Annotated in this window: 18 protein-coding genes and 1 pseudogene; 13 read left to right on the top strand and 6 right to left on the bottom strand. The window is 61.3% G+C overall.

Annotation, left to right across the window (positions count from 1 at the left end; all coding sequences use genetic code 11):
- Positions 1-25 precede the first annotated feature (25 nt).
- The gene (locus tag TZ53_RS24775) at positions 26-388 is read right to left on the bottom strand and encodes a hypothetical protein (RefSeq protein WP_044663523.1); all 363 of its coding nucleotides are present in this window, start codon (positions 386-388) and stop codon (positions 26-28) included.
- A gap of 459 nt (positions 389-847) precedes the next feature.
- On the opposite strand from TZ53_RS24775, the gene TZ53_RS24770 reads away from it, so the two are divergent.
- Positions 848-1,033, top strand: coding sequence for a hypothetical protein (locus TZ53_RS24770; RefSeq protein WP_044663522.1), 186 nt, complete (start codon positions 848-850; stop codon positions 1,031-1,033).
- Positions 1,034-1,300: 267 nt separating this feature from the next.
- On the opposite strand, the gene TZ53_RS24765 is transcribed toward TZ53_RS24770, so the two are convergent.
- Positions 1,301-1,492, bottom strand: coding sequence for a hypothetical protein (locus TZ53_RS24765; RefSeq protein ID WP_157009890.1), 192 nt, complete (start codon positions 1,490-1,492; stop codon positions 1,301-1,303).
- A gap of 879 nt (positions 1,493-2,371) precedes the next feature.
- On the opposite strand from TZ53_RS24765, the gene TZ53_RS24760 reads away from it, so the two are divergent.
- The gene (locus TZ53_RS24760) at positions 2,372-3,703 is read left to right on the top strand and encodes a sensor histidine kinase (protein ID WP_238320203.1); all 1,332 of its coding nucleotides are present in this window, start codon (positions 2,372-2,374) and stop codon (positions 3,701-3,703) included.
- Complete coding sequence (locus TZ53_RS24755) at positions 3,700-4,284, top strand: response regulator transcription factor (protein WP_044663520.1); 585 nt, start codon at positions 3,700-3,702, stop codon at positions 4,282-4,284. Before TZ53_RS24760 ends, TZ53_RS24755 begins: the two co-directional genes overlap by 4 nt.
- Positions 4,285-4,476: 192 nt before the next feature.
- Here the strand turns inward: TZ53_RS24755 and TZ53_RS24750 are convergent, their stop codons facing one another.
- Both TZ53_RS24750 and TZ53_RS24745 read right to left on the bottom strand, forming a co-directional pair.
- Positions 4,477-5,430: a DMT family transporter gene (locus tag TZ53_RS24750; protein WP_044663614.1), complete on the bottom strand. Its 954-nt coding sequence runs from the start codon at positions 5,428-5,430 to the stop codon at positions 4,477-4,479.
- A gap of 112 nt (positions 5,431-5,542) precedes the next feature.
- Complete coding sequence (locus tag TZ53_RS24745; protein WP_044663519.1) at positions 5,543-6,442, bottom strand: LysR family transcriptional regulator; 900 nt, start codon at positions 6,440-6,442, stop codon at positions 5,543-5,545.
- A 122-nt stretch (positions 6,443-6,564) separates the two neighbouring features.
- Here TZ53_RS24745 and TZ53_RS24740 point away from each other — a divergent pair, with 122 nt between their 5' ends.
- Positions 6,565-7,305: an SDR family oxidoreductase gene (locus tag TZ53_RS24740; protein WP_044663518.1), complete on the top strand. Its 741-nt coding sequence runs from the start codon at positions 6,565-6,567 to the stop codon at positions 7,303-7,305.
- A gap of 132 nt (positions 7,306-7,437) precedes the next feature.
- On the opposite strand, the gene TZ53_RS24735 is transcribed toward TZ53_RS24740, so the two are convergent.
- On the bottom strand, positions 7,438-8,901 hold the full coding sequence (locus tag TZ53_RS24735; protein ID WP_044663517.1) for a catalase: 1,464 nt from the start codon (positions 8,899-8,901) through the stop codon (positions 7,438-7,440).
- A 231-nt stretch (positions 8,902-9,132) separates the two neighbouring features.
- Between TZ53_RS24735 and TZ53_RS24730 the strand changes: the two genes are divergently transcribed.
- The 8 genes from TZ53_RS24730 (at position 9,133) to TZ53_RS24700 (ending at position 16,464) form a co-directional block, all read left to right on the top strand.
- Complete coding sequence (locus tag TZ53_RS24730; RefSeq protein ID WP_157009888.1) at positions 9,133-10,128, top strand: helix-turn-helix domain-containing protein; 996 nt, start codon at positions 9,133-9,135, stop codon at positions 10,126-10,128.
- A 97-nt stretch (positions 10,129-10,225) separates the two neighbouring features.
- Positions 10,226-10,672 (top strand): hypothetical protein, encoded by a 447-nt coding sequence (locus TZ53_RS24725; RefSeq protein ID WP_044663515.1) that lies wholly within the window; start codon positions 10,226-10,228, stop codon positions 10,670-10,672.
- Positions 10,673-10,722: 50 nt separating this feature from the next.
- Positions 10,723-11,220: a hypothetical protein gene (locus TZ53_RS24720; RefSeq protein WP_157009887.1), complete on the top strand. Its 498-nt coding sequence runs from the start codon at positions 10,723-10,725 to the stop codon at positions 11,218-11,220.
- A 100-nt stretch (positions 11,221-11,320) separates the two neighbouring features.
- A complete protein-coding gene (locus tag TZ53_RS27315; RefSeq protein WP_172668355.1) occupies positions 11,321-11,515 on the top strand; it encodes a hypothetical protein in 195 nt (64 codons plus the stop codon).
- A 377-nt stretch (positions 11,516-11,892) separates the two neighbouring features.
- The gene (locus tag TZ53_RS24715) at positions 11,893-12,585 is read left to right on the top strand and encodes a hypothetical protein (protein ID WP_044663513.1); all 693 of its coding nucleotides are present in this window, start codon (positions 11,893-11,895) and stop codon (positions 12,583-12,585) included.
- 430 nt (positions 12,586-13,015) lie between these two features.
- Positions 13,016-14,212, top strand: coding sequence for an AAA family ATPase (locus TZ53_RS24710; RefSeq protein WP_044663512.1), 1,197 nt, complete (start codon positions 13,016-13,018; stop codon positions 14,210-14,212).
- Positions 14,209-15,267 carry a ParB/RepB/Spo0J family partition protein gene (locus TZ53_RS24705; RefSeq protein ID WP_044663511.1) on the top strand — a complete coding sequence of 353 codons (1,059 nt, stop codon included), beginning with the start codon at positions 14,209-14,211 and terminating at the stop codon, positions 15,265-15,267. The genes TZ53_RS24710 and TZ53_RS24705 overlap by 4 nt, the downstream gene beginning before the upstream one ends.
- A 72-nt stretch (positions 15,268-15,339) precedes the next feature.
- Complete coding sequence (locus TZ53_RS24700) at positions 15,340-16,464, top strand: replication initiator protein A (RefSeq protein WP_044663510.1); 1,125 nt, start codon at positions 15,340-15,342, stop codon at positions 16,462-16,464.
- Between the two features lie 1,637 nt (positions 16,465-18,101).
- On the opposite strand, the gene TZ53_RS24695 is transcribed toward TZ53_RS24700, so the two are convergent.
- Positions 18,102-19,124 carry a hypothetical protein gene (locus tag TZ53_RS24695; protein ID WP_238320202.1) on the bottom strand — a complete coding sequence of 341 codons (1,023 nt, stop codon included), beginning with the start codon at positions 19,122-19,124 and terminating at the stop codon, positions 18,102-18,104.
- 391 nt (positions 19,125-19,515) lie between these two features.
- On the opposite strand from TZ53_RS24695, the pseudogene TZ53_RS27725 reads away from it, so the two are divergent.
- A pseudogene (locus TZ53_RS27725) lies at positions 19,516-19,846 on the top strand (transposase); the annotation flags it as partial.
- Positions 19,847-20,074: the final 228 nt, after the last annotated feature.

Below are 20,074 nucleotides of genomic sequence, written 5' to 3'. Positions count from 1 at the left end.
CGGGCCATAAATGCCCAGCTGCGCCTCAAGTAACGGACCTGGAGTCCGGATAGAGCTCGTACATCCGCGCCTGTTCGCGCATGCATTGCCGCTTCTCACGAACCTTGGCCTGCATATATTTTCGTTGATTGCCCTCGCGCGCCCAGGCTTTGGTAATCAGATGCTCATCGGCGCAACTCCTGCGCTGGCCATAAATGTCCACCGACCGCCGGTATTTCTGTTCCAGGAGCTCGGCTTCACTTGGCCGGCACGCGCAGAGCGCCAGACAGAACAGTGCGGTCGCCTTCATCCACGCGCTGGCATCTGCCAGTCCTGACCTGCGGCCCTGACGGTCGAAACGCGCTCCAAGCGAAAATTTCCGCGCCACAGGCGGCGCGCTCCACTTCATGTCCTGGCCATTCGCAGGGGCGGTGGGGCATGGCGGGCGAGAAGACCAGAAGGGTGCATGATAGCCTTGGTCCGGAGCTCTACAACAGGTCGCATGGGGCTTGATTGCATGGAAGCGATATCGCGACTGCCGGACGTGAGTTACTATGGCTTTCCTATGCGCCTGGGCAAAACGCCGGAAGGACACAGCTGCTTCTCACCTGCGGCGAGGATATAGAGGCGCTCGCGCCGTCAATGCCCGCCCCGATCCACCGCCCCGCGAGCCGGATTTTTACGCAAAAGCCGATTTGCCTCCGCCCATCGGCCCCCTTTGCCCTCCTTTTCTCCGCAAAGGGATCCATAAATATTCGCAAAGCATCCGTGCAACGACTTTGCGTATTCGCAAAAAAATGGCTGGACGTGAATCCTTGCCGATCCTCCCGGCATTGCATGAAAGGCCGTCAGGCTCCATAGCGGTCTCATGACTGGGACCGCCACCGCCTTCTGCTCGATCCTGGAGCGCATCCCCCAATGGGTCCGCGATGATTTCGCGCGCAAGGACCCAGCGATTAGACAGCGGGCGGAAGAAACATTTGCAGCGATGCTCGTGATCGCTCTGGAACAATCCGCGCCAGAGGCGATGAGCAAGGAAATGCTCGGCAAATAGCCGAGCTCCAACCCGGATCATATAGCAGGAATGATCCGCCTTTCCTCGAAATCGGAGTAAAGGCGCAATGGAGATGATCTTTTTGATCTGACCGCCGTTCCTTTCTCGAATGCTCGTCAGATGCTTCAATGCTCATCTTCGACGCCGTGGTCCCGAATCGCCGACGCCGTCCGTCCCCGGGAAGAGCGAGCCGCCAAGCCGCGCCAGATGGCCCGCGCCGTTCGCCTCAAGCTTAGGACAGGACCACGTCATTGCAGCGATCAATCATCAGCGATTGAATATGGAGCTTGTAAGAAGTTGCCTGATGCTGCGCGCCTGAGCTAGCTTGGCAGGGTCGGACTGCATTTCAAGTTTCCTCGCCCAGCTTGCAAGCTCGTCGCGGACCTCGTCCTTGATACCCGGCGCGCGGCGCTCCAGTACCGTCAGCAACGCCATACCAGCTGTGAGCCCCCAGTCCATACTTGACGTCTGCGACCCGCTTGCCTGTCCAAGGCTCGACTTGATCCTTTCCCCCATTTCTGGTGCTCCCTGCCTCTCCCGGATAAAGCCGGTGCCGTAATATCAAGTCGCGGACATGGTCAACGCCGCGCTTGCGCTCGTCCCAATCATGGACAGAAATGGCCGAAACAGCCTGCCGGCGACAGGCCGGACGGCAAATCGTCCCGGCGCCACGCAAACGCGATGACGCCGGGACCCCGACGCCGGCTTGCGACCCGAATGGCCTCGGGAATTCCGGCAAGGAAAAGGGCCTGAACCATGCCGGATCCGGCCGCTCTATCCTTGTTTCGTCCGGGAGTCGAAAGAAACCGAATAGAAAGGTGAATATCGAGTATCACCCTGATATTGCGATTGCTTGACCGCACAATCATCAAGGACGCAAATGAATATGCCGCATCGTCCAGCCTGGGGGCGGTGAAGGTACAAAAGGCTTGCCCATTGTGCGCAGGTCAGGGGAAACTGGAAATGGTCTTGGCAAGATACTTGAGAAGATCGTCGAACGCTGCGGTCCCGGGTATTTTCCGGCTTTTATCGAGAAATCTCCGCTGTCAGACAAGCGGGATGATGCATCGATCTTTTCCTGCTCCTGCCGCACAGCAACGCGCGTGGTCATGGCTGCCCGACCGGCAGGTCCTGTTGCTTCTTGGTCCCTACGCGGCGGGATTCGCGTTTACGCACTGGATCGCGGCAGCATGGGGCGGGACGGGCTTTTATTCACTCTGGTACCCTGCCGCCGGACTGCGCCTCGCCTTTTTGTGGCATGCCGGAGCTCGCCTTACGCCTTTCATTGCGATCGTTGAGATCCTCGTCGGCACGGCAAAGGGCCTTTTTTCACTTGGCGTGCCCGACTGGCCGCTAACCTTATGGGGTATCGTTCGGCCGGTTTTCGCTTATGGCGCGACCGTCGCGGCGATCCGCTGGCTGGCGAGCGGGTCGCGGGCAAATGTGCTCGTCCCACCCATGCCGCTCGGCCTTGCAGCGGTGGCAGCGCCCAACGTGGCCGCGCTCTCTGCCTTGCCCGAGGCGCTGTGGCGTCCCGACCTGACCGGTGTGCAGGGCGTGCGGGACATGATCACGTCGCTGGCAGCCTTTGCCGTCGGCGATCTGTTGGGCGTGTTGATGCTCGCCCCGCCTTTGCTGTGGATCACGCAGATGTTCGCCCGTCGGCGCCGTCCCCGGCTGCGGATCGACACTGGCTGGTGGCCGGCGCTGGCCGAGAGCACTGCGCTGCTGCTGGGCGCTATTGGCCTTACCGAAATCCTCCGGCGCGTAGGCCTGGGCATGCAGCCCATGCCCGTCATCCTGGCCGTCGCATGGATCGGCCTGCGCTTCGGCCGGGCGCCTGTATGGCTTGCGTTGCTGGTTGTCACCCTGTTGATGCTGCCGCACACGGCACAGGGCATGACGACCGCAGCGCGTCTGGAACTGCATCTCAGCCTCGCGACGGTTGTCGTCGTCGGCTATCTCGCCGGTAGCTTTGCCGACGCCCAGCGACAGGCGCGCGTCGATGTCGAACGACGGGATCGCCTGCTCTTTCAGGCCGAACGGCTCAAGACATTGCGCGCCATGTCGGTCGCTGTGATCCATGAAGTCAGCCAGCCCTTGTCGACGCTGGCGATCGAGGCGAAGCATCTGCATGCCATCACGGGCGTTTCCGACCCTGAAATCGCGCAAAGCGCCGCGCTGATAGACCGCAAGGCCGCAACCCTGTCGCATCTCGTGCGCCGGCTGCGTGGATATGGCGGCCGTGTGGTCGACGAACCCACGCCGCTTCCCGTGTCGGCCTTGATCGAGAGCGTCGCTGCGCTCGTCGCGCCGGAAGCGAAGAGCCGAGGCATTACGCTCAAGGTCGCCCCTGTAGATCCCGACCTTGTCGTGCTCGCTCAGGAAGTCGAACTGGCGCAAGCTGTGGTTAATCTGCTTCACAACGCCATCCAGGCGGCGAGCGATGGAACGGTGCATCTCGCGGCGGCCCGGGAAGGCCCCCGCATACAGATTATCGTGACCAACCGCCATGGCGCGGACATAGCGCCCCATGGCGGCATGGGCGTGGGCACGCTGGTTGCCCGCGCCATTGTCGAGGCGCATGGTGGCGCCGTGTCGCGGAGCCTGACCCCCTATGGCGATGTGATCGCCACCATTTCTCTCCCCGCAATCGGAGAAACGGCATGAGGCCCGACGACGCAGCCAGGGTCTATGTGGTCGACGACGACCTCGATCTGGGGGCCAGCGTCGCCCGGCTGCTGCGGCGCCACGGCTTTGATGCCACCTCTTTTCTCGATCCGGCGCCGTTGCTTGACGTTCATGCCCGCGCCCCGGCCCATTGCATCGTGACAGACGTCATGATGGGCGATCTTGACGGCTTCACCTTCGCCGACCGGGTCAGGGAGCGTGATGCAGCGGTTTCGATCATTTTCATGACCGCCTGGCCAACGACAGCCAATGCAGTGGATTCGGTGCGGCGATACGGAGGGCTCGACTATCTCGAAAAGCCACTCGACGAGGAACGGCTGCTCGCCGCCGTCCACGAGGGGGCTGGCTGGGCGAGGGAAAGGCGGCGGACTCTCGCGCGCACCGGCGCGCTTACGCCCCGCGAACGACAGATTTTCGAACTGCTCGTCCAGGGACACAGCAACAAGGCGATCGCAGCGTTGCTCGGTCTCAGCCCCAAGACAGTCGAGGATCACCGGGCGTCAATCATGGCCAAGACGGGCGCCAATGGTCTGGCGCAACTGATTGCATTGGCCCGGTAAGGCGCAGACTTGCCCTGCCGAACCTTCTCGGACCGTTGATCGGCAAGCGCTGGCCCTCCGATGATGAGCGGACCTGAAGGCTCCGGGAAAAACCCGGATAGGCGCGGACATATTTGTCGGCCACAGGATGAAACGCGACCCGAAGGAAGCTATTTCAGCTTTCTTTTACCTGACCCGGCCTGAACGGTCGGGTCATTTTCGCTGCCCCTCGATTGAGGGCGGGTCTGCCGGCATGTCTCCGGGACGAACGCCCCTCCCCTGGCCCGATCGAGCACCCAGAATGATGCCTCCAAGGATCAAGGCCATTCCCGCCAGATGATAGCCATGCAGGGGTTCAGCAAGGAGAATGCTGGCCAGGCCAGCCCCGAACAAGGGCATCAAGGCAATGGTCTGGCCCGCTTTTGCAGCCCCTATCGACGCCACGGCCGCATTGAACAGCATATAGGCAAGGAGCGAGGGCAGCGTCGCGACATAGACGAAGGCGCCGATCACCGGCCACGCCAGCTCGGGAAAGCCCTGGCCAAGCCATTCCGCCGCGGCCAGCGGGAGCATGCAGATGACGCCGATGAGGAAGGTGGCCTGGAGAAAACTCAGCGGATGAATTGGCGGTCGCAGGCGCAAGAGACTGGTATAGAGCGCCCAGGCGATCACGCCTCCCAGCACCAGGGCGTCCCCCAGGCCAAAACGCATCTCGATGAGCGTCCGCACATCGGCCTTGAGGATGACAAGCGCGACCCCAAGGGTCGACAGGCCTACCCCCGCCACCTGCCATGCCCGCGCCCGTTGCATGAAGATCAGCCGGTCGCCGAGCAACACCATCGCGGGTATAGCGGCCTGGATCAGCAGGCCATTGGTTGCGCTCGTGTAACGGAGTCCGGCGTACAGGAAGGCGTTAAAGGCGCCTATGCCCACGACGCCCAGCAGCAGGATGACGGGGAGACTCTGCCTGAGCCGCGCCCGATCGGCGACCATGGGCCGGCCAGCGAAAGGAAACAGGATGAGCGCGGCGCCGCTCCAGCGGACAAAAGCCAGCGTGAAGGGCGGGATCTGCTCGTGAACAGCCCGGCCGACAATGGAATTGCCGGCCCAAAGCAACATCACGATCATCAGTGCGCCATAGGCGGCCGCCTCACTCTTTCTTCCCACGGTTTGCTCCTCGGCCGGATAATTGCCGCCGGGATAGATTTTCATAAGCGGACGATCCAGCAACAAAGGACATCCATGTCCTTGTTCGGTCCAGCGGGCCCTCCCGGCTGCCTCACAGGGAACCAGGATCGGTCCTGAAGCGTGCCGCAGCCCAGTCGAGGAACAGCCGCACGCGCGGCGAAAGCTGCCTGTTGGGCGGATAGAGCAAGGACACGGGCGCCGGTGGAACGGTGTAATCGGCGAGCAGCCGCACAAGGCGTCCTGCATCAAGATCGCGCTGAATGTGGAACAGGGGAAGCTGGCCCAGTCCCAATCCGAGCAGGACCGCGCTGCGGAAGGTTTCCGTGCCTGTTACGACAAGGCGGGTTGGAACGTCGATCTGGGTTCGTGCGCCGGACTGCACAAATTCGAATGGCGTTTGGCGACCGCTGCTCATCGCCCGAATGCCCACGCCCTGATGATGCACGAGGTCCCGAAGGACGTGCGGCCGACCGTGGCGGTCAAGATAGGCTGGCGCTGCGCATGTGACGCGTTCCAATGTCGTCACCGTTCGGGCGACAAGCTCACTGTCGGGCGACACGCCATAGCGCAGCACGCAATCGACGCCTTCACGCACCATATCAACCCAGCGGTCGCCCTCGCTCAAGGAGAGTTCGATCTGCGGATGCCTGTCTAAAAAGTCCGGCAGGCCTGGCATCAGGAAATGCCGTGCAATCGTGCCTTGCACCTCCACGCGCAGCATGCCCTGAGGAGACGCGCCGAGAAAGGCCCCCTCAGCATCCTCGATATCGTCCAGGATGGCAAGGCAACGGCGATAATAGGCCTCACCATCGAGCGTTGGGCGAACTGTTCGCGTGGTGCGCTGGAGCAGGCGCACGCCGAGCCGCGATTCCAGCTGCCGAACGATTTGGCTGGCTGTCGATCGCGGCAAGTCGAGATCCTGGGCCGCCCGGGTGAAGCTGCGCCGATCCACAATCCGCACGAAAAGGCGCATCGCATCAATCCGGTCCATGGCGCGTCCATTGTTCCGATTTTTCGTACAGTGATGCCATTTCTAGCGACATTATCCCCTCTGCTCCAGCGCCTATATGCAGATTCGCCCCTGGCAGACCTGACAATTTCCGGAGAAAACAGATGAGTGAAGATCAAACGAGGATCGCCATCGTGACCGGCGCCTCGCGCGGCATAGGAGCTGCGATCGCGCGCAGATTGGCGGCCGACGGCCTCAGGGTGATCGTCAATTATGCAAGCGGCGCCCAGGACGCAGAGCAGCTGGTGGGGGCAATCGAGGCGGCTGGCGGCAAGGCCACGCCCGCTCAGGCGGACATAAGCGACGCAGCCGCAGTGGCGCGCATGTTCGATTCGACGCAGGCCGCATTCGGCGGCGTCGATATAGTGGTCAACAATGCCGGCATCATGCGCCTCGCGAGCGTCGCGCAGAGTGATGACGCGCTGTTCGACGCGCAGGTCGCGATCAACCTCAAAGGCAGCTTCAACATGATGCGCGAAGCGGCAAGGCGCCTGCGCCAGGGGGGACGGATCATCAATCTCTCCTCGAGCGTGGTAGGTCTCTATCAAGCGCGCTATGCGGTCTACGCCGCCACCAAGGCCGGGGTCGAGGCGATGACCCATGTGATGGCGAAGGAGCTTCGCGGTCGGAACATCACGGTCAATGCGGTCGCCCCCGGCCCTACGGCAACCGACCTGTTTCTCGATGGGAAGCCCCAGGATGCGATCGACGCCCTGGCCAGTCTCTCCCCGCTTGAACGGCTGGGCCAGCCTGAGGATATTGCGGCCTCGGTGGCGTTCCTTGCCGGACCCGATGGCGGCTGGATCAATGGTCAGGTGTTGCGGGCGAACGGCGGCATCGTCTGAACGCGGTCATGCGGGCGGCGGCAGGAAGGCCGTGCACGGCAGATGCCGCGCACGGCTTTTGGACAGGATGGCGCCTTTCGCACCGTGGCCCTGCTGCTTAGCCTCCATGCCGCTGCCGGCATGGAGGTCGGTTCATCCCAGCGCTGCGGCCACACCCGCGCCATAAGCGGGATCGCAACGCATGCAGTTGTCGACATGGCGCTGTTTGATGAACCCGGGCGCATCGCCCAGCGCTCGCGCGGTATTGTCGAACAGGTGCTGTTGCTGCGCTGGCGTCATCTGCCGGAACAGCTTGCGAGGTTGGGTGAAATAATCATCGTCATCCTCGCGATAATTCCAGTGAGCGGCATCGCCGGAGATACGGAGCGGCGGCTCGGCGTAATCGGGCTGCTGCTGCCACTGGCCGAAGCTGTTCGGCTCATAGTGCGGCCGGCCGCCATAATTGCCGTCCATCCGCCCTGCGCCATCGCGATGGTTGCTGAACACCGGACAGCGCGCGGCATTGACCGGGATCTGATGATAATTAACCCCCAGCCGGTAGCGCTGCGCATCGGCATAGTTGAACAGGCGCGCCTGAAGCATCCTGTCGGGCGAAACACCGATCCCGGGCACCAGATTTGACGGCGCGAAAGCCGACTGCTCGACATCGGCGAAGAAATTCTCCGGGTTCCGGTTCAGTTCGAACTCTCCGACCTCGATCAGGGGATAATCCGCCTTGTACCATACCTTCGTCAGGTCAAACGGGTGGAAGCGGTAGGTCTCGGCCTCCGCCTCGGTCATGATCTGGACGAACATCTTCCATCTGGGGAACTCGCGACGCTCGATCGCTTCATAAAGATCACGCTGATGTGATTCGCGATCACCGCCCACCAGAACCGCCGCCTCGGCGTCAGTGAGATTTTCTATGCCCTGCTGGCTCTTGAAGTGGAACTTCACCCAGAAGCGCTCGCCCGCTTCGTTCCAGAAGCTGTAGGTGTGGCTGCCAAAGCCATGCATGTGCCGATAGCTTCTCGGGATGCCGCGCTCTGACATCACGATCGTCACCTGATGAAACGCTTCGGGCAAGAGAGTCCAGAAATCCCAATTGTTGGTGGCGCTGCGCAGATTGGTGCGGGGATCGCGCTTCACCGCCTTGTTGAGATCGGAAAACTTGCGGGGATCGCGCAGGAAGAAGACGGGCGTATTGTTGCCCACCATGTCCCAATTGCCCTCCTCGGTGTAAAATTTCAGGGCAAAGCCACGAATGTCGCGCTCGGCATCGGCTGCGCCACGTTCACCGGCAACAGTGGTGAAGCGGGCGAACATCTCGGTCTTCTTGCCGATTTCGCTGAAGATTTTCGCGCGCGTGTAGCGGGTGATGTCCTTGGTCACAGTGAAGGTGCCGAAAGCGCCCGATCCCTTGGCATGCATGCGCCGTTCAGGGATGACTTCGCGCACGAAATTGGCAAGCTTCTCGTTCAGCCACACGTCCTGCGCCAGCAGAGGGCCGCGCGGACCAGCGGTCAGGCTGTCCTGATTGTCAGGCACAGGTGCGCCAAATGCCGTGGTCAGTTGCGTCACGGGGCATTGGCCGGCGCTCGGATGTGTTTTGGCCACTCTGCTCGTCCTCCTTTTGCAGGTTGAGGCCGATTATTACGGCAGCGCAATCCTTGTGTCCCCATCAAATAGCGCGTCATTGTAATCGGATCGGTCAATCTATTTCCGCTTGCCGGCAGAGACGGGCAACCAGCTGGTCGCTTCCATATTGCGCGCGATCCAGGCGGCTTGCGATTGGCGGGGTGGCCAACAAGGCCGGTGTCATGAACGTCAACGCGCCACCTCAGGATCATGAACCGCCCGGCCTCGAAATCGACTGCTGCATTCCGGTCACTTTGCGAAATTTGTCTAAGGCCCGATTGTCCCGGACGGGCATCTGGTTACTGTTCCAGCCAGAGAATGATGCAAGAGGGGGCACCGCATATCGTGCGGCCCGAGGAGCGGGGCATGCGACTGGACTATTATATTCCTTCTCTCAAGCTGCAGCATCGATTGACCGCCCATGCCATTGTGGCCGAGGTGATCGCGCCGACCCTCGAAATTCTGCCGGCGATGCTCCCAAATCTCCATATCCGGCTGGCTGGAGCCAGCAGCTATGCCTTTGGCGGCCCGGTCATGCCTGCGCCCAGAGTGACCCTGCTTGGGCCAACGAGCGCGGCTTATGGGATGCACCTGGCGCCAGGGACCGAGATCGTGACAACGGGTCTGCTACCCCAGGGCTGGCTCACTTTCGTCGGAGCGCCCGCTGCGCAATTCAGCGATCGCATCATCGATGCCACCTCGATCTGGGGTGACTGCAAGATCGATCAGCTGTGTGACCGTTTGATGTGTGCGGCCAGCGACACGGCCAGGGTCGCGGTACTCGAATCATTCCTGCTCCAGGAAACACGCGATCTGTCCGACGTCACTCTGGCCAGAACCGCGACGATCGATCAATGGCTGGAGCGAAGCGCCGCACTCTCGCTCGATCTGCTGCGTGCGGAACTGGGCGTCAGCAACCGTCAAGCCGGCCGGTTGACGCTTGATCTTTATGGGGTCTCGCCAAAAACGCTGGCGATGAAATATCGCGCCTTGCGCGCCGCCGCGATCATGACCGCCCATGGCGAGGCGGGACTGGAACGGGCCTTGGAGCCATTTGCGGATCAGTCGCATCTGATCCGCGATTTTCGGCGGTTTGTCGGCTGGACGCCGACCGCCTTCGCGCGCGACCGGCGGAACATCGCCTATGCCACGCTGGAAGGGCGAAGCCGAGCTGGCGCCGTGCGGCCCCTGTCGCTGCTCAGTTGATGTCCGGTTCGTTCAATACCGGAGCGATGATGAGCGGTATGGCGTGCCCTTCCGGGAGGGGGCATCATTCTCTTTCCCGATAGCAGGGGGCTGTTGGATGAGAAGCGCGTTCCTGGCGATTGCAGGCGGTTTGATAATTCTGTCGCCTGGTTGCGGCTCCTCGCCAATCGCCGGCGAGAACCGGGCAGCCCAGCCCCAGGATATTTCGGGTGCAATCGCTCCCCTTCCGCGCGGCACGCATAGGTTGGAAGGCCGGATCGTTACCGTCCGCTTGCCCTATCGCGCCGCCGACAATCTGCTCTGGGCGTCAGCCACGGGCGTCATGGAAGCAGCTCCCTTCATGTTCCAGGATCTGGACATTCAACCCCGTGCCGGCCCTCAGGGCACGGATCTGGCGGTGTTCACCTACAAAGCCGACAAGCCCGGCACGGCGACGCTCGAATTCGGTCTCGTGCCTGTTGGCAAGACGTTGCTGGGAAATGGGACAACCCGTTTCAGAGATGAACCGGCACGTCGCTACTCCGCGACGGTGACGGCGCAATGAGGGGCTATCGTCCCTGCCCTGTCGCCTCCCTCGGAGCCCTGTTCCTGACCATGGCGTCAGCCACCGTCCCTGCATACTCGGCCGACGACATGAACGCAGGGAACCATCCATCGTCTGCTGCGCGGAACGGCGATGGCTTGCCCGAAGCGCCAGACGCCAACGCGCGCCGGATAAAAGGCATCTACCAACTGGCCGAAGATCGTGAGGGCGGCCGCGCCTGCAGGATCATTCTGACCGATGAGCGCACCATCGGAGGCTATGCGGCCCAGGCCAATCAAGCCTGCGTCGCCAAGTTCGCCCTGCCCTGGTATTGTGGCCATGGCGACGCGACCGACATGGATAAAAATTGCGCACCCAGGCCGACGGAGGACGTCTTTGCGTGGTTCGTCGCGCCAGATGGCCAGATCGTTCTGATCGATGGCGCCCGGCAGCCATTGTTTCACCTGTCTCCCTTATCGGATGGCGTTTATTACGAACGACGGGATGGCAGCGTGGGACAGGAAAGCCTGAGCTTCTCCCGCGTCGATCCGGCTGACACCGACCGGTGAGCAAAGGGGCTTTGTGGGGCGGATTTGCGGCAAAGTCAGGCGGATCCCGGCTGCCGTTCAGGGCTGGCTGCGCGAACTCATGATGGGGCCACCTGGCTGGATGGCCATCAATTCGCCGCCCTCAGTCATCTTCCAGGGCTTTCCATCCCAACGGGCTCAACAAGCCTCGCACCTGTCCGATGAGAATGTCAGCCTGCCCATGAAAATGCCAGCGGCGCATAAGGGCGTTGCGATGGCCATGGTTCGACAAAGGATCAATGGTCGCATCCACCCGCGTGCGGCGACAGGATCATAACGGCTGATGCCCGCCAACAGGAGGTCGCATGCAAGCGCAACTTCCCGGGCGATCTACGCGTCCTCACGCCCGCCGACGGATCGGTGCGCAGCAGCGCGCCGAAAAGCATGCCAAAACTCCAGGAACGATAGTTCCAATGTCCAATTCGGACCATTTCGCCTTCCAGATAATATGGGCGCTGACATCCATCTGCCCGACAAGAGCACAGCTGCTCTTTGGCCACACGGCGCAGAACGCCGAGATCCTCGAACCGGCGCCGGACACCTTCGCAGCGTCCTGTCCGTAAAGAAGGCTCGATGACGCTGCCGCGGCGCCTTAAGACGTTCACAACCTCATCCGTTCATAGGAGGAATGACAACACGGAAGGGCTGGCAATCATGACGTTCTTGCAGAATTATATCGCGAACATCGCCCACAAGCGTTCGGCGTTAATGAACATCTATGAAATCACCGACCTGTGGCCACGGCAAAATTCCGAACGGCATTGGATCGCCGGACAGGGTGCCTTCTACGGCGCAACCGCCGCATGCGCGGGGTTCATTCTCATAGGATTTTTCATGATCTTTTCCACGCCGATCCACTCGATGTCCGACGAACTCGGCAGGGACCAGGTCATGGGGCTGGTCGTCGCGCTATTCTTTCTCTTCTGCTGGATCAGCATCTTCTGGCATCACCATTTTCTGAAAGCCAAGCTCGAAATCATCCGCTCGGCAAAAGCGCGCCTGGCACGCGATGCCGACCTGCACGACGAATATCTGGCGTGCGTTGAGCGAGCCGGGGCTGTCGCGATCGCTCATTCGCGCGCTGCAGCCGCAGCGCAGGAGGCCAGGAACGCCGTCCTCGAAGGACAGGCGATGCAGGCCCAGGTCCGCGCTGCAAATGCACAGGAAGCAGCCGTGCGCAAGGATGAGGCGTCGCGGCTGTCGATTGCGGAACGGCATGCCCTCGCTGCCTCCATTCGCCACAACACGGAGACGGCCGAGCTCAATCGGCGCAAGGGTCTGAGCGGGGCGACGAACGCAGGTCGCGCAGCGGCGGATGCTGCCAAACTCGCGGGTGGACGTCGATAAGACCGTTGAACAGCTCAAAAATTGCTGAGTGAGCGGAGAGCTTGACAGACGGAAGGAAGACCAGACCCAGCCAGGATACGGCTTGCGCTCACCATAATCTCGTGCCGTCCCTCGCACACCGCTGTTGATGGGTGCGTGTGCGGCTTCGAGACCAACCGGCAGCAAGCGCGTCGCTCGCTTGCCGCTCACCTCTTTCGCCTGGTAAGCGGCAGGACGGAAACGCTGCGATCGGTACCAGACGATGGGCGAGGACCATGCCGCTGTTTGTCTGCGACAGATGTCGAGAATCGTGCGCTGTCCTGATTTCTTGGCGCATTGCGGGAGAATTTGACTAACCCTCCTGAATCGCCTTATATGTCCGGGCTTGCAGGCGAAATTCGGCCTTTTTTGACGAACCGACTATGGTAAACGAGAGCTTGGGGGGCGGGCCATGTTGTCAGGCCAGATACTGGATACGATGATCAGCTCCTGCGAGAACGCGAAAACCGTTCTGCGCCGCGCCGCCATCGACCCATCAGACCGCAAGACCCTCAACATCACCATGGGCGCCACGGTCGCTGCGGAGTTTCTCGGGCGAACTCCGGAGGCTCTCGCCAAGGCTGAAGCTCGCGGGCGCCTTCCCGCTCCAAAGGTTTCCAATAATGGCCGCCGCTTCTACACCGTAGAAGATCTGATCGCCATTCGCGAGACGCTCGGCATCAAGATGGGCAAGCTGCCCGACGAACGGGCGGTGGTTATCGCGGTTCAGAACTTCAAGGGCGGCGTGAGCAAGTCCACCACTTCGAAACATCTCGCCGATTATCTGGCGTTACGCGGTTATCGCGTCCTCGTCGTCGACTGCGATCCCCAAGCCTCCATGAGCGTCATGTTCGACGTCGATCTGGAGGGACTGGTGGACGAGACGCATACACTCTCCAATTTCCTGTCTCCCCGTATCGATGAGGCGGAGTCGTTCCGCAAGACCATCAGGCCCACGGCCTGGCCCAATATCGATATTTGCCCGGCGAATCTGGGATTGCAGGACACGGAATGGGAACTGACGGCGACGATCGAGGAAGGCCCTCAAGCGATCGCCGGGGCCTTCCGGATGCTGCGTATCGGATTGGAGGAAGTCCGCCGCGATTATGACGTGATCATTCTCGATCCGCCGCCCGCGATGGGCTTTCTAGGCGTCAATACCCTGAGCGCGGCGGACGGCCTCCTGATCCCCGTTCCTGCCCGCCAGCTTGATTATCTCTCCACCATTCATTTCATGCAGACCTGCCGGGAAGCGATGAGTCTGGTATCCAAGTTCGATGCGTCGATCGACTATGGATTCATCCGCGTGGTTTGCACCATGTTTCAGCCGAACCGCACGAACGAAGCGCAGATGCTCCAGGTCATGGAAAAGACCTATGCGGGCCAGATGCTATCCACTCCGATCCTGCTCTCGGAGGAAATAAAGAACGCCGGCATTGCAATGTCGTCGGTCTACGAAATCAACAAGCCCTATGGTTCGCATCAGACTTATACGCGGTGCCGCAACAATCTCAATTCAGTCTTCCGCGAACTGGAAAAGGATATCTGCAAGCAGTGGCCGTCGCGTATCGTGCAGCTCGGCACTGATCGCCTGACGGAGGCAGCATGAGCAGCGGAGCGGGACGACGCCGCAGTCTTTTGACAACTGCCATCGACAGCCTCGGCTCGCCGCCGGCGGTTTCCGAACCAGAGGCGCCGCATGCGGCACCGGCTGAACCATCTCGTCGCGAGCCTGCCGCCCCCTCCTTCCTGGAGAGGCGCGGGGTGGCCTTTGACGAGATCGCGCGCACCGTAAAGCGGCTGACCATCCGTGTACGGCCGGACGAATGCAGCGTGTGGCCGGGCAATGCGCGTGATTATGCCGGGCTTAGCTATGAGCGTTGCGCTTCCCTTATCGACTCCATCAAGGAGGAGAATGGCAACCGGGAACCCGTGGTCGTCCGCCGGACGCCGGACGGTGAAAAGCCCTATGAACTGATCGTCGGGACCAGGCGCCATTTTTCGGTGTCATGGCTGCGCGAGAATAACCACGCCGAGATTGATCTCATCGCGCGCATTGAAACGCTTGACGATGAAGGCGCCTTCCGGCTCGCCGATATAGAGAACAGAGAGCGCGAGGACGTCACCGACCTTGAGCGAGCGCGCAATTATCTTCACGCGGTCGACGCCTATTATAACGGCATCCGCAGCCATATGGCCGATCGCCTCGCGATCGGGAAGCAGAACCTGCACAATCTGCTGCAGCTCGCCGAATTGCCCGACGATGTGGTGCGGGCATTCGCAGATCCGGCCGATATCAAGGTTCGTCACGGCATGAAGCTGTCTCCCCTCCTCAAGCAACCAGGTTTGCGTGAAGCGATCCTGGAGGTCGCAAGAGAGATTACGCGCGAGCAAGGTGAACGGCGAACGGCGGGAGAGACTCCAATCGAAGGCCCGCAAGTCTTCCAGCGCCTTGCTTCGGCCAGTCCGGTAAGGCGGGAGCCCGCGCGCCGCGTGAAAGCCGCGGTCAATGCCCTGGACGGCGATCAGATCGGCATGATTGTCTCTGACACACGGGCGCGCGGAATTACGATCAACATCAATCCGCGAAGGCCGATCAACGTAGACGAAATTCTCTCGGCCCTGCGCCCGGTCATCGAGGCCGCGAAGTTCAGCAAAAAATAGTTTTTTCGCGCTAAAACAATACCTTACTAATCGGTAAAACATGTTTTACCAGACGCTATCCGGGGAATGGCAATGGTTTCCAAGAAGGTCGGTCGAGACGACAGTCAGGTAGACCTGTTCCTCCCGCAGCTCACCGCCCTGCCCTTGCGCGATCAGCGCGAGACGATGGAGCGTCCCTTTTTCTCGCTTTCAAAACGCAAGCGCCTCAAGCCGATCGATTATGTAAGTCCCGACGGAAAGGTGACGGTTCACGTCAGCGCCAACTCGGAATATGGCCTTGCGACCATCTATGATCTGGACGTCCTGATTTATTGCGCCTCGGTCCTGATCGAACACAAGAGGCGGGGTGTGAACGACATCCCCCAAACCCTTCACGTCGTCCCCTATGACATGCTTTCAACGCTCAAGCGTGATGTGGGCGGCAGGGCCTATGAATTGCTCGGCAATGCACTGGACCGCCTGCAGTCGACGACCGTCAAAACCAACATCCGCTCGGGCGATGCGGTGGAAACCACCTTTTCCTGGATCGACAGCCACAGCCAGCTCAAGGACCGCAATGGGCAAGTGCGCGGGATGCGGATTACGCTGGCCAAATGGTTCTATGATGGCGTTCTCATGGAAGGCGGCGTACTTGCCATCGATCCGGCCTATTTCTCGCTGACGGGTGGGCGAGAGCGCTGGCTTTATCGCGTAGCGCGCAAACATGCGGGCGGAGCCGGCCCTGACGGATTCTCGATTTCCATGCCGACATTGTACGAGAAATCGGGCGCGGAGGGGGATTATCGTCGCTTCAAATTCGAGATGACGAAAATCGCACGAGAGAACAGTCTTCCTGGATATTCGCTGGAACTTCTTCAGCGCGATGGCGGCGAGCCGTTCCTTCGGATGGCCAAACGTGCTCTGGATGAAGTCCCCTCCCCCTCCCCTTCAAGCGGCTTCGCGCCCGCCGTTGACGCCTCGAAGCCCGGGACCGCCGCTGCCGAGGAAGAGCCCGTGAGTTTCCCCTTGCAGGGATCGATCGCCTTTGGTGCTTTTGGAGCGATTGCCCGGGCTAATCTTCCCTCGCCGCAGCGCGATCACGAGGCTGTTGCAAATGATTTCAGGAACTTCCTGAGATCGCGCGACATCGCTTTCGACGCCAGTAACATCACCCAGATTTTCGCGACCTTCTGCACCAAACAACGTTCCGCGATCTGACCTGTCCGTTCCGGGCAGGCCCCCTGCCCTGCCCTTCCGACTCTCCTTCATTCGATAGCCGCTTGGCCATCCTATTCCCGGGCAAGCTCCCAGGATGGCGGCGCACGGTGCGTTCCTGAAATACCGCGATCTGTCCACCGATCTCATGAAACCAAGTCCCGCTATGCTGGAACATCTGTTCAGCGTGGCATGGTCTCTCGCGGACCCGCGTCCCCGCCTACGGCCGCACGCTCTCCTCCCTTCCCTATTCGAACGGCACGCTGCGGCTAAGGCTGCGACAGTTGATTCATGGAAAAGGCGATCATGGGTCGATCCCCGGTGCTCACGCGGTTCAGAATCCGAAGGCCAGTCACCCACATGGGCCTGCGACCGGCTTCACGGCGTCCCCCCACGCCTGGAGGCGGGGCCGTTGGCTGCCAGGCCCGGTATTTCAGGAACAGCCAAGGCGACCCTCAGAAATGCGCACATCAGCGTGCTTGCTCCTGTCTGCGATCACTCGATCAGCGGGAATGCAGTCCGCCCAACTCACAAGCCGACCCGACAGGCTATGATCGGAAATGCTCCTGACAGAGCGGGACGTTCCTGAAGTACCGTCGATGGCCGCAGGCAAGGCGAGAATACTGCCCATCGCCCGACGCAGTCCAGGGCTAGCTACCGCCAGACCATGGGAGCGCCTGCACGAGTGCTCCGGCTTAAGGCGCATTGCCGCACAGCATCCTCCTGAGCTCTGCAACCTGGCCGATCAACGCGGGATACGGTTACCCTGGCCCGCGTTCCTGAAATCCCGTGCTCAAGCGTGAGCTTCGCAGGGGGGCTGCCGCGCGCTGCCTATCGAATGACCACCGAATATGCTTGGCACCGACGTGTTCCCGATATCCCGTGGAAAGAGCAAAGCGACACTAGTGCGATTCTTGGACGAACCCCTTTTGTGTCCGGCGCAAGACACGGATATACCGCGACATGCCATGATCGCATATGCTCTAAACCCCGGTTTTCCGGGCCTTTCCGGCAGAGTAAAACATGTTTTACTCATTGTGGACGCCTCGGTCCCGCACGGGATTTCGGGAACAGGCCACGGGACTTCAGGAACCGAATCACGGTGCATTGGGAACGCGGACTTCGGGACATTGGGAACGAAGCGACGGGATTTTGGGAACGGGCCAAATCCGCGACTCGTGGAGAGTCAACGATTCGCGCTAGGAGTGGGCAGGCGTAACTCTTTATGGATTCTTTTAACGGATCTAAACCGCGCCTCTGGCGCATCCTCTTTTTTGAGTGATTGAACGGAACGTGAGGGAATGAGAGGGAGGAAGGACCCGGCACCCGACGGAACGCACTATGTGGCGCCACAACCCGCCCCACCTGCATGAGAATCGGGAAAGCAGCAAGCTCTGCACGCCGCAAACGCAGTTCTCGCCAGGTGTCAGAAAAGGGATTCAGGCAGATGGCCTGACGATCATGGCCGCAACCGAGCGGCCATCGGCCTTCGAACTATTTGCAGCTGATCGGCGCGGAAGAAGGGCAGGGCTGGGAAGGGGAGCGATTCTTCGCGATGGAGCGAGAACTAACGGCGCAATGCCCCTAAATCGCCGTTCAAGCCCTGCTGAGAAGGCGTGAGGTCCCGGGGGTAACTCGCCTCACTCCTCACCTCTTTTGCCGCTCACAGGGGCTGGTGCGCCCGTATCATCGCTCTCATCGTCCCAAATTGTGAGCTCAAAGATGTCAGCAGATGCCGGACGATGCGTTCTAGGCACAGCCTTCGGTCCGGACAAAGGCACCATGTAACTGCGGTAACTCGCCTGACCCGTCCTTTCGACGAGCAAGCCTTCCAGCTCCGCAGTCAGCAGAAGCTTGATGGCGCCAGCTGACGTCAGGCCCAGATGCCGGGCAACCTCACCGCTCGTAATGGCGGGCCGTGCCATGGCAAAGGAGAGCAGGTCCTTCAGCCGTCCTGGACGCCGGCGAACGGCGAGATGCATTCTCGCGCGGCGGGCAAAGCCCCGCAGCTGAACCTCGATCTGAAGATGGGCGTTGGCGCCCGCCGCGATCGCGTCGAGCCAAAGCCGATCCAGTTCGGTGTCTCTGGCGACTTTCCACCGTCCTCCAGCCAGTTTGAGACCCAGTGCGGTCAACCCTCCCTGCGAGCCTTTCCATCGCCCGGGACCCCATCGATCGCCTACCAGAAGGCTGGCCACCACATCGCCTCGGCCGAGCGGAGAGTGTTGCCGCCACAAAGCGGCGATCCGACCGGAATGGACGAGGGCAGGGGAGGGGGGTAAGGCCTTGCAGGCCTTGCTCCAGGCTTCGACCGCCGACGTCAGCTCCCATGCCTCACGGTGACCCAGGGCGTTCTGGCGCGGCTGCGTCATGTCCATGCCGAACCACTGCAGAAGGGCAGAAGCATCGGTGACGAGGGCATTGAGGGTGATCGGCATCCCGATCGCATGTTTCCAGTGCGTCAGGTCATACACGCTGGTCGTCAGTCGGCCTCGGCCGTCTATGACCACGGCTTCCTCGGGCAAGTCGGCCATGTCGATGGCGGCGAGAGCCTGTCGTTCGGATAGCGCGATGCGCGCTCTCAGGGGCTGGCGGACAGGACTGAGGCGAAGATGCTCCTCGAGCCGCGCCAATGCGGCCTGTGCTTCCGCATAGCAGACCATGAGCGATGGGCTGGGGAGGGGAGGGGGGATCGTCATGAACCTCGCTAACAGGCGTTCGGTCGGCGCCAATGTGATCATTTTTCAGGGCAGCAAGAAGATGAGCATTTTTGAACCGCGGAAGGCTGAAATTCAACTGAAAGCGGCCTTTAGAAAGTCCGTCACGATGCGGCTGGAGTCAGTCCCGCTGGCGCTTTGCTCGGACGATCGACGACCGCCGTCGCGATTATTTCCGTGGTGCCAACGAGCTGGGGTCTGTCGGCTTCGTGGTACTAAGGGCGCTCGGCCGTCCATAGTCGGCGCGGGTAGGCGCAGCGGAGGAGGCAGGGATGTGCCCCCTGGACGTGGTGCGGCGTCACTGTAGCGAAGCTGGCCGGACGCGCGCTGGTTACGCGAGAAGAGCGCGGCGCGACAGGCCCGGCACAACGGGAGCGTCGGGCTGCGCATCCCCAAACTGCGCACCGGCAGCTATTTTCCTTGCTTGCGGGACCTGCACCATCTGGCGGAGAAGGCGCTGGCCGCGGCGATCCATATGGAGCATCTAAACGCGGGCAGTCGATGATCTGGTCAAAGCGCTCGGCATGAGCGGGCGCCGGTGGCGCCAGGAGATTGTGAAGGTCTTCCTTGATCGCCCGATCGAAGGCGGCTGACCCTATCTCTGGATCGATGTCACTTACCTCAAGGGACGTTTCCGGACTGAACGGACATCTTCCATCGCGAGCATCCGTCCCGCCTTTCCCCGGACTTGGGAACGTCGCCCATGCAAGATCCACGCTGGTGGGGCGCTGGAACACAGGAGTTTTCCCAATCGCGCGGCCTGATGTCTGCAGTTCACGTTCCCGCCCGGATCGCGGCCACGACCTGCCCTTTCCCTCCGCGTTATTCTCCGTTCCATCTTTCTATATCGTGTCCCCGCGGTGAGGGACGCACCAGCGCAGAACAATTGGCTTTCT

The sequence above is a fragment of the Sphingobium sp. YBL2 genome, from assembly GCF_000943805.1.
GTDB lineage: Bacteria > Pseudomonadota > Alphaproteobacteria > Sphingomonadales > Sphingomonadaceae > Sphingobium > Sphingobium fuliginis.
The sequence above is the reverse complement of the archived record's forward strand: the minus strand, read 5'-3'. Positions and strand labels throughout refer to the sequence as shown.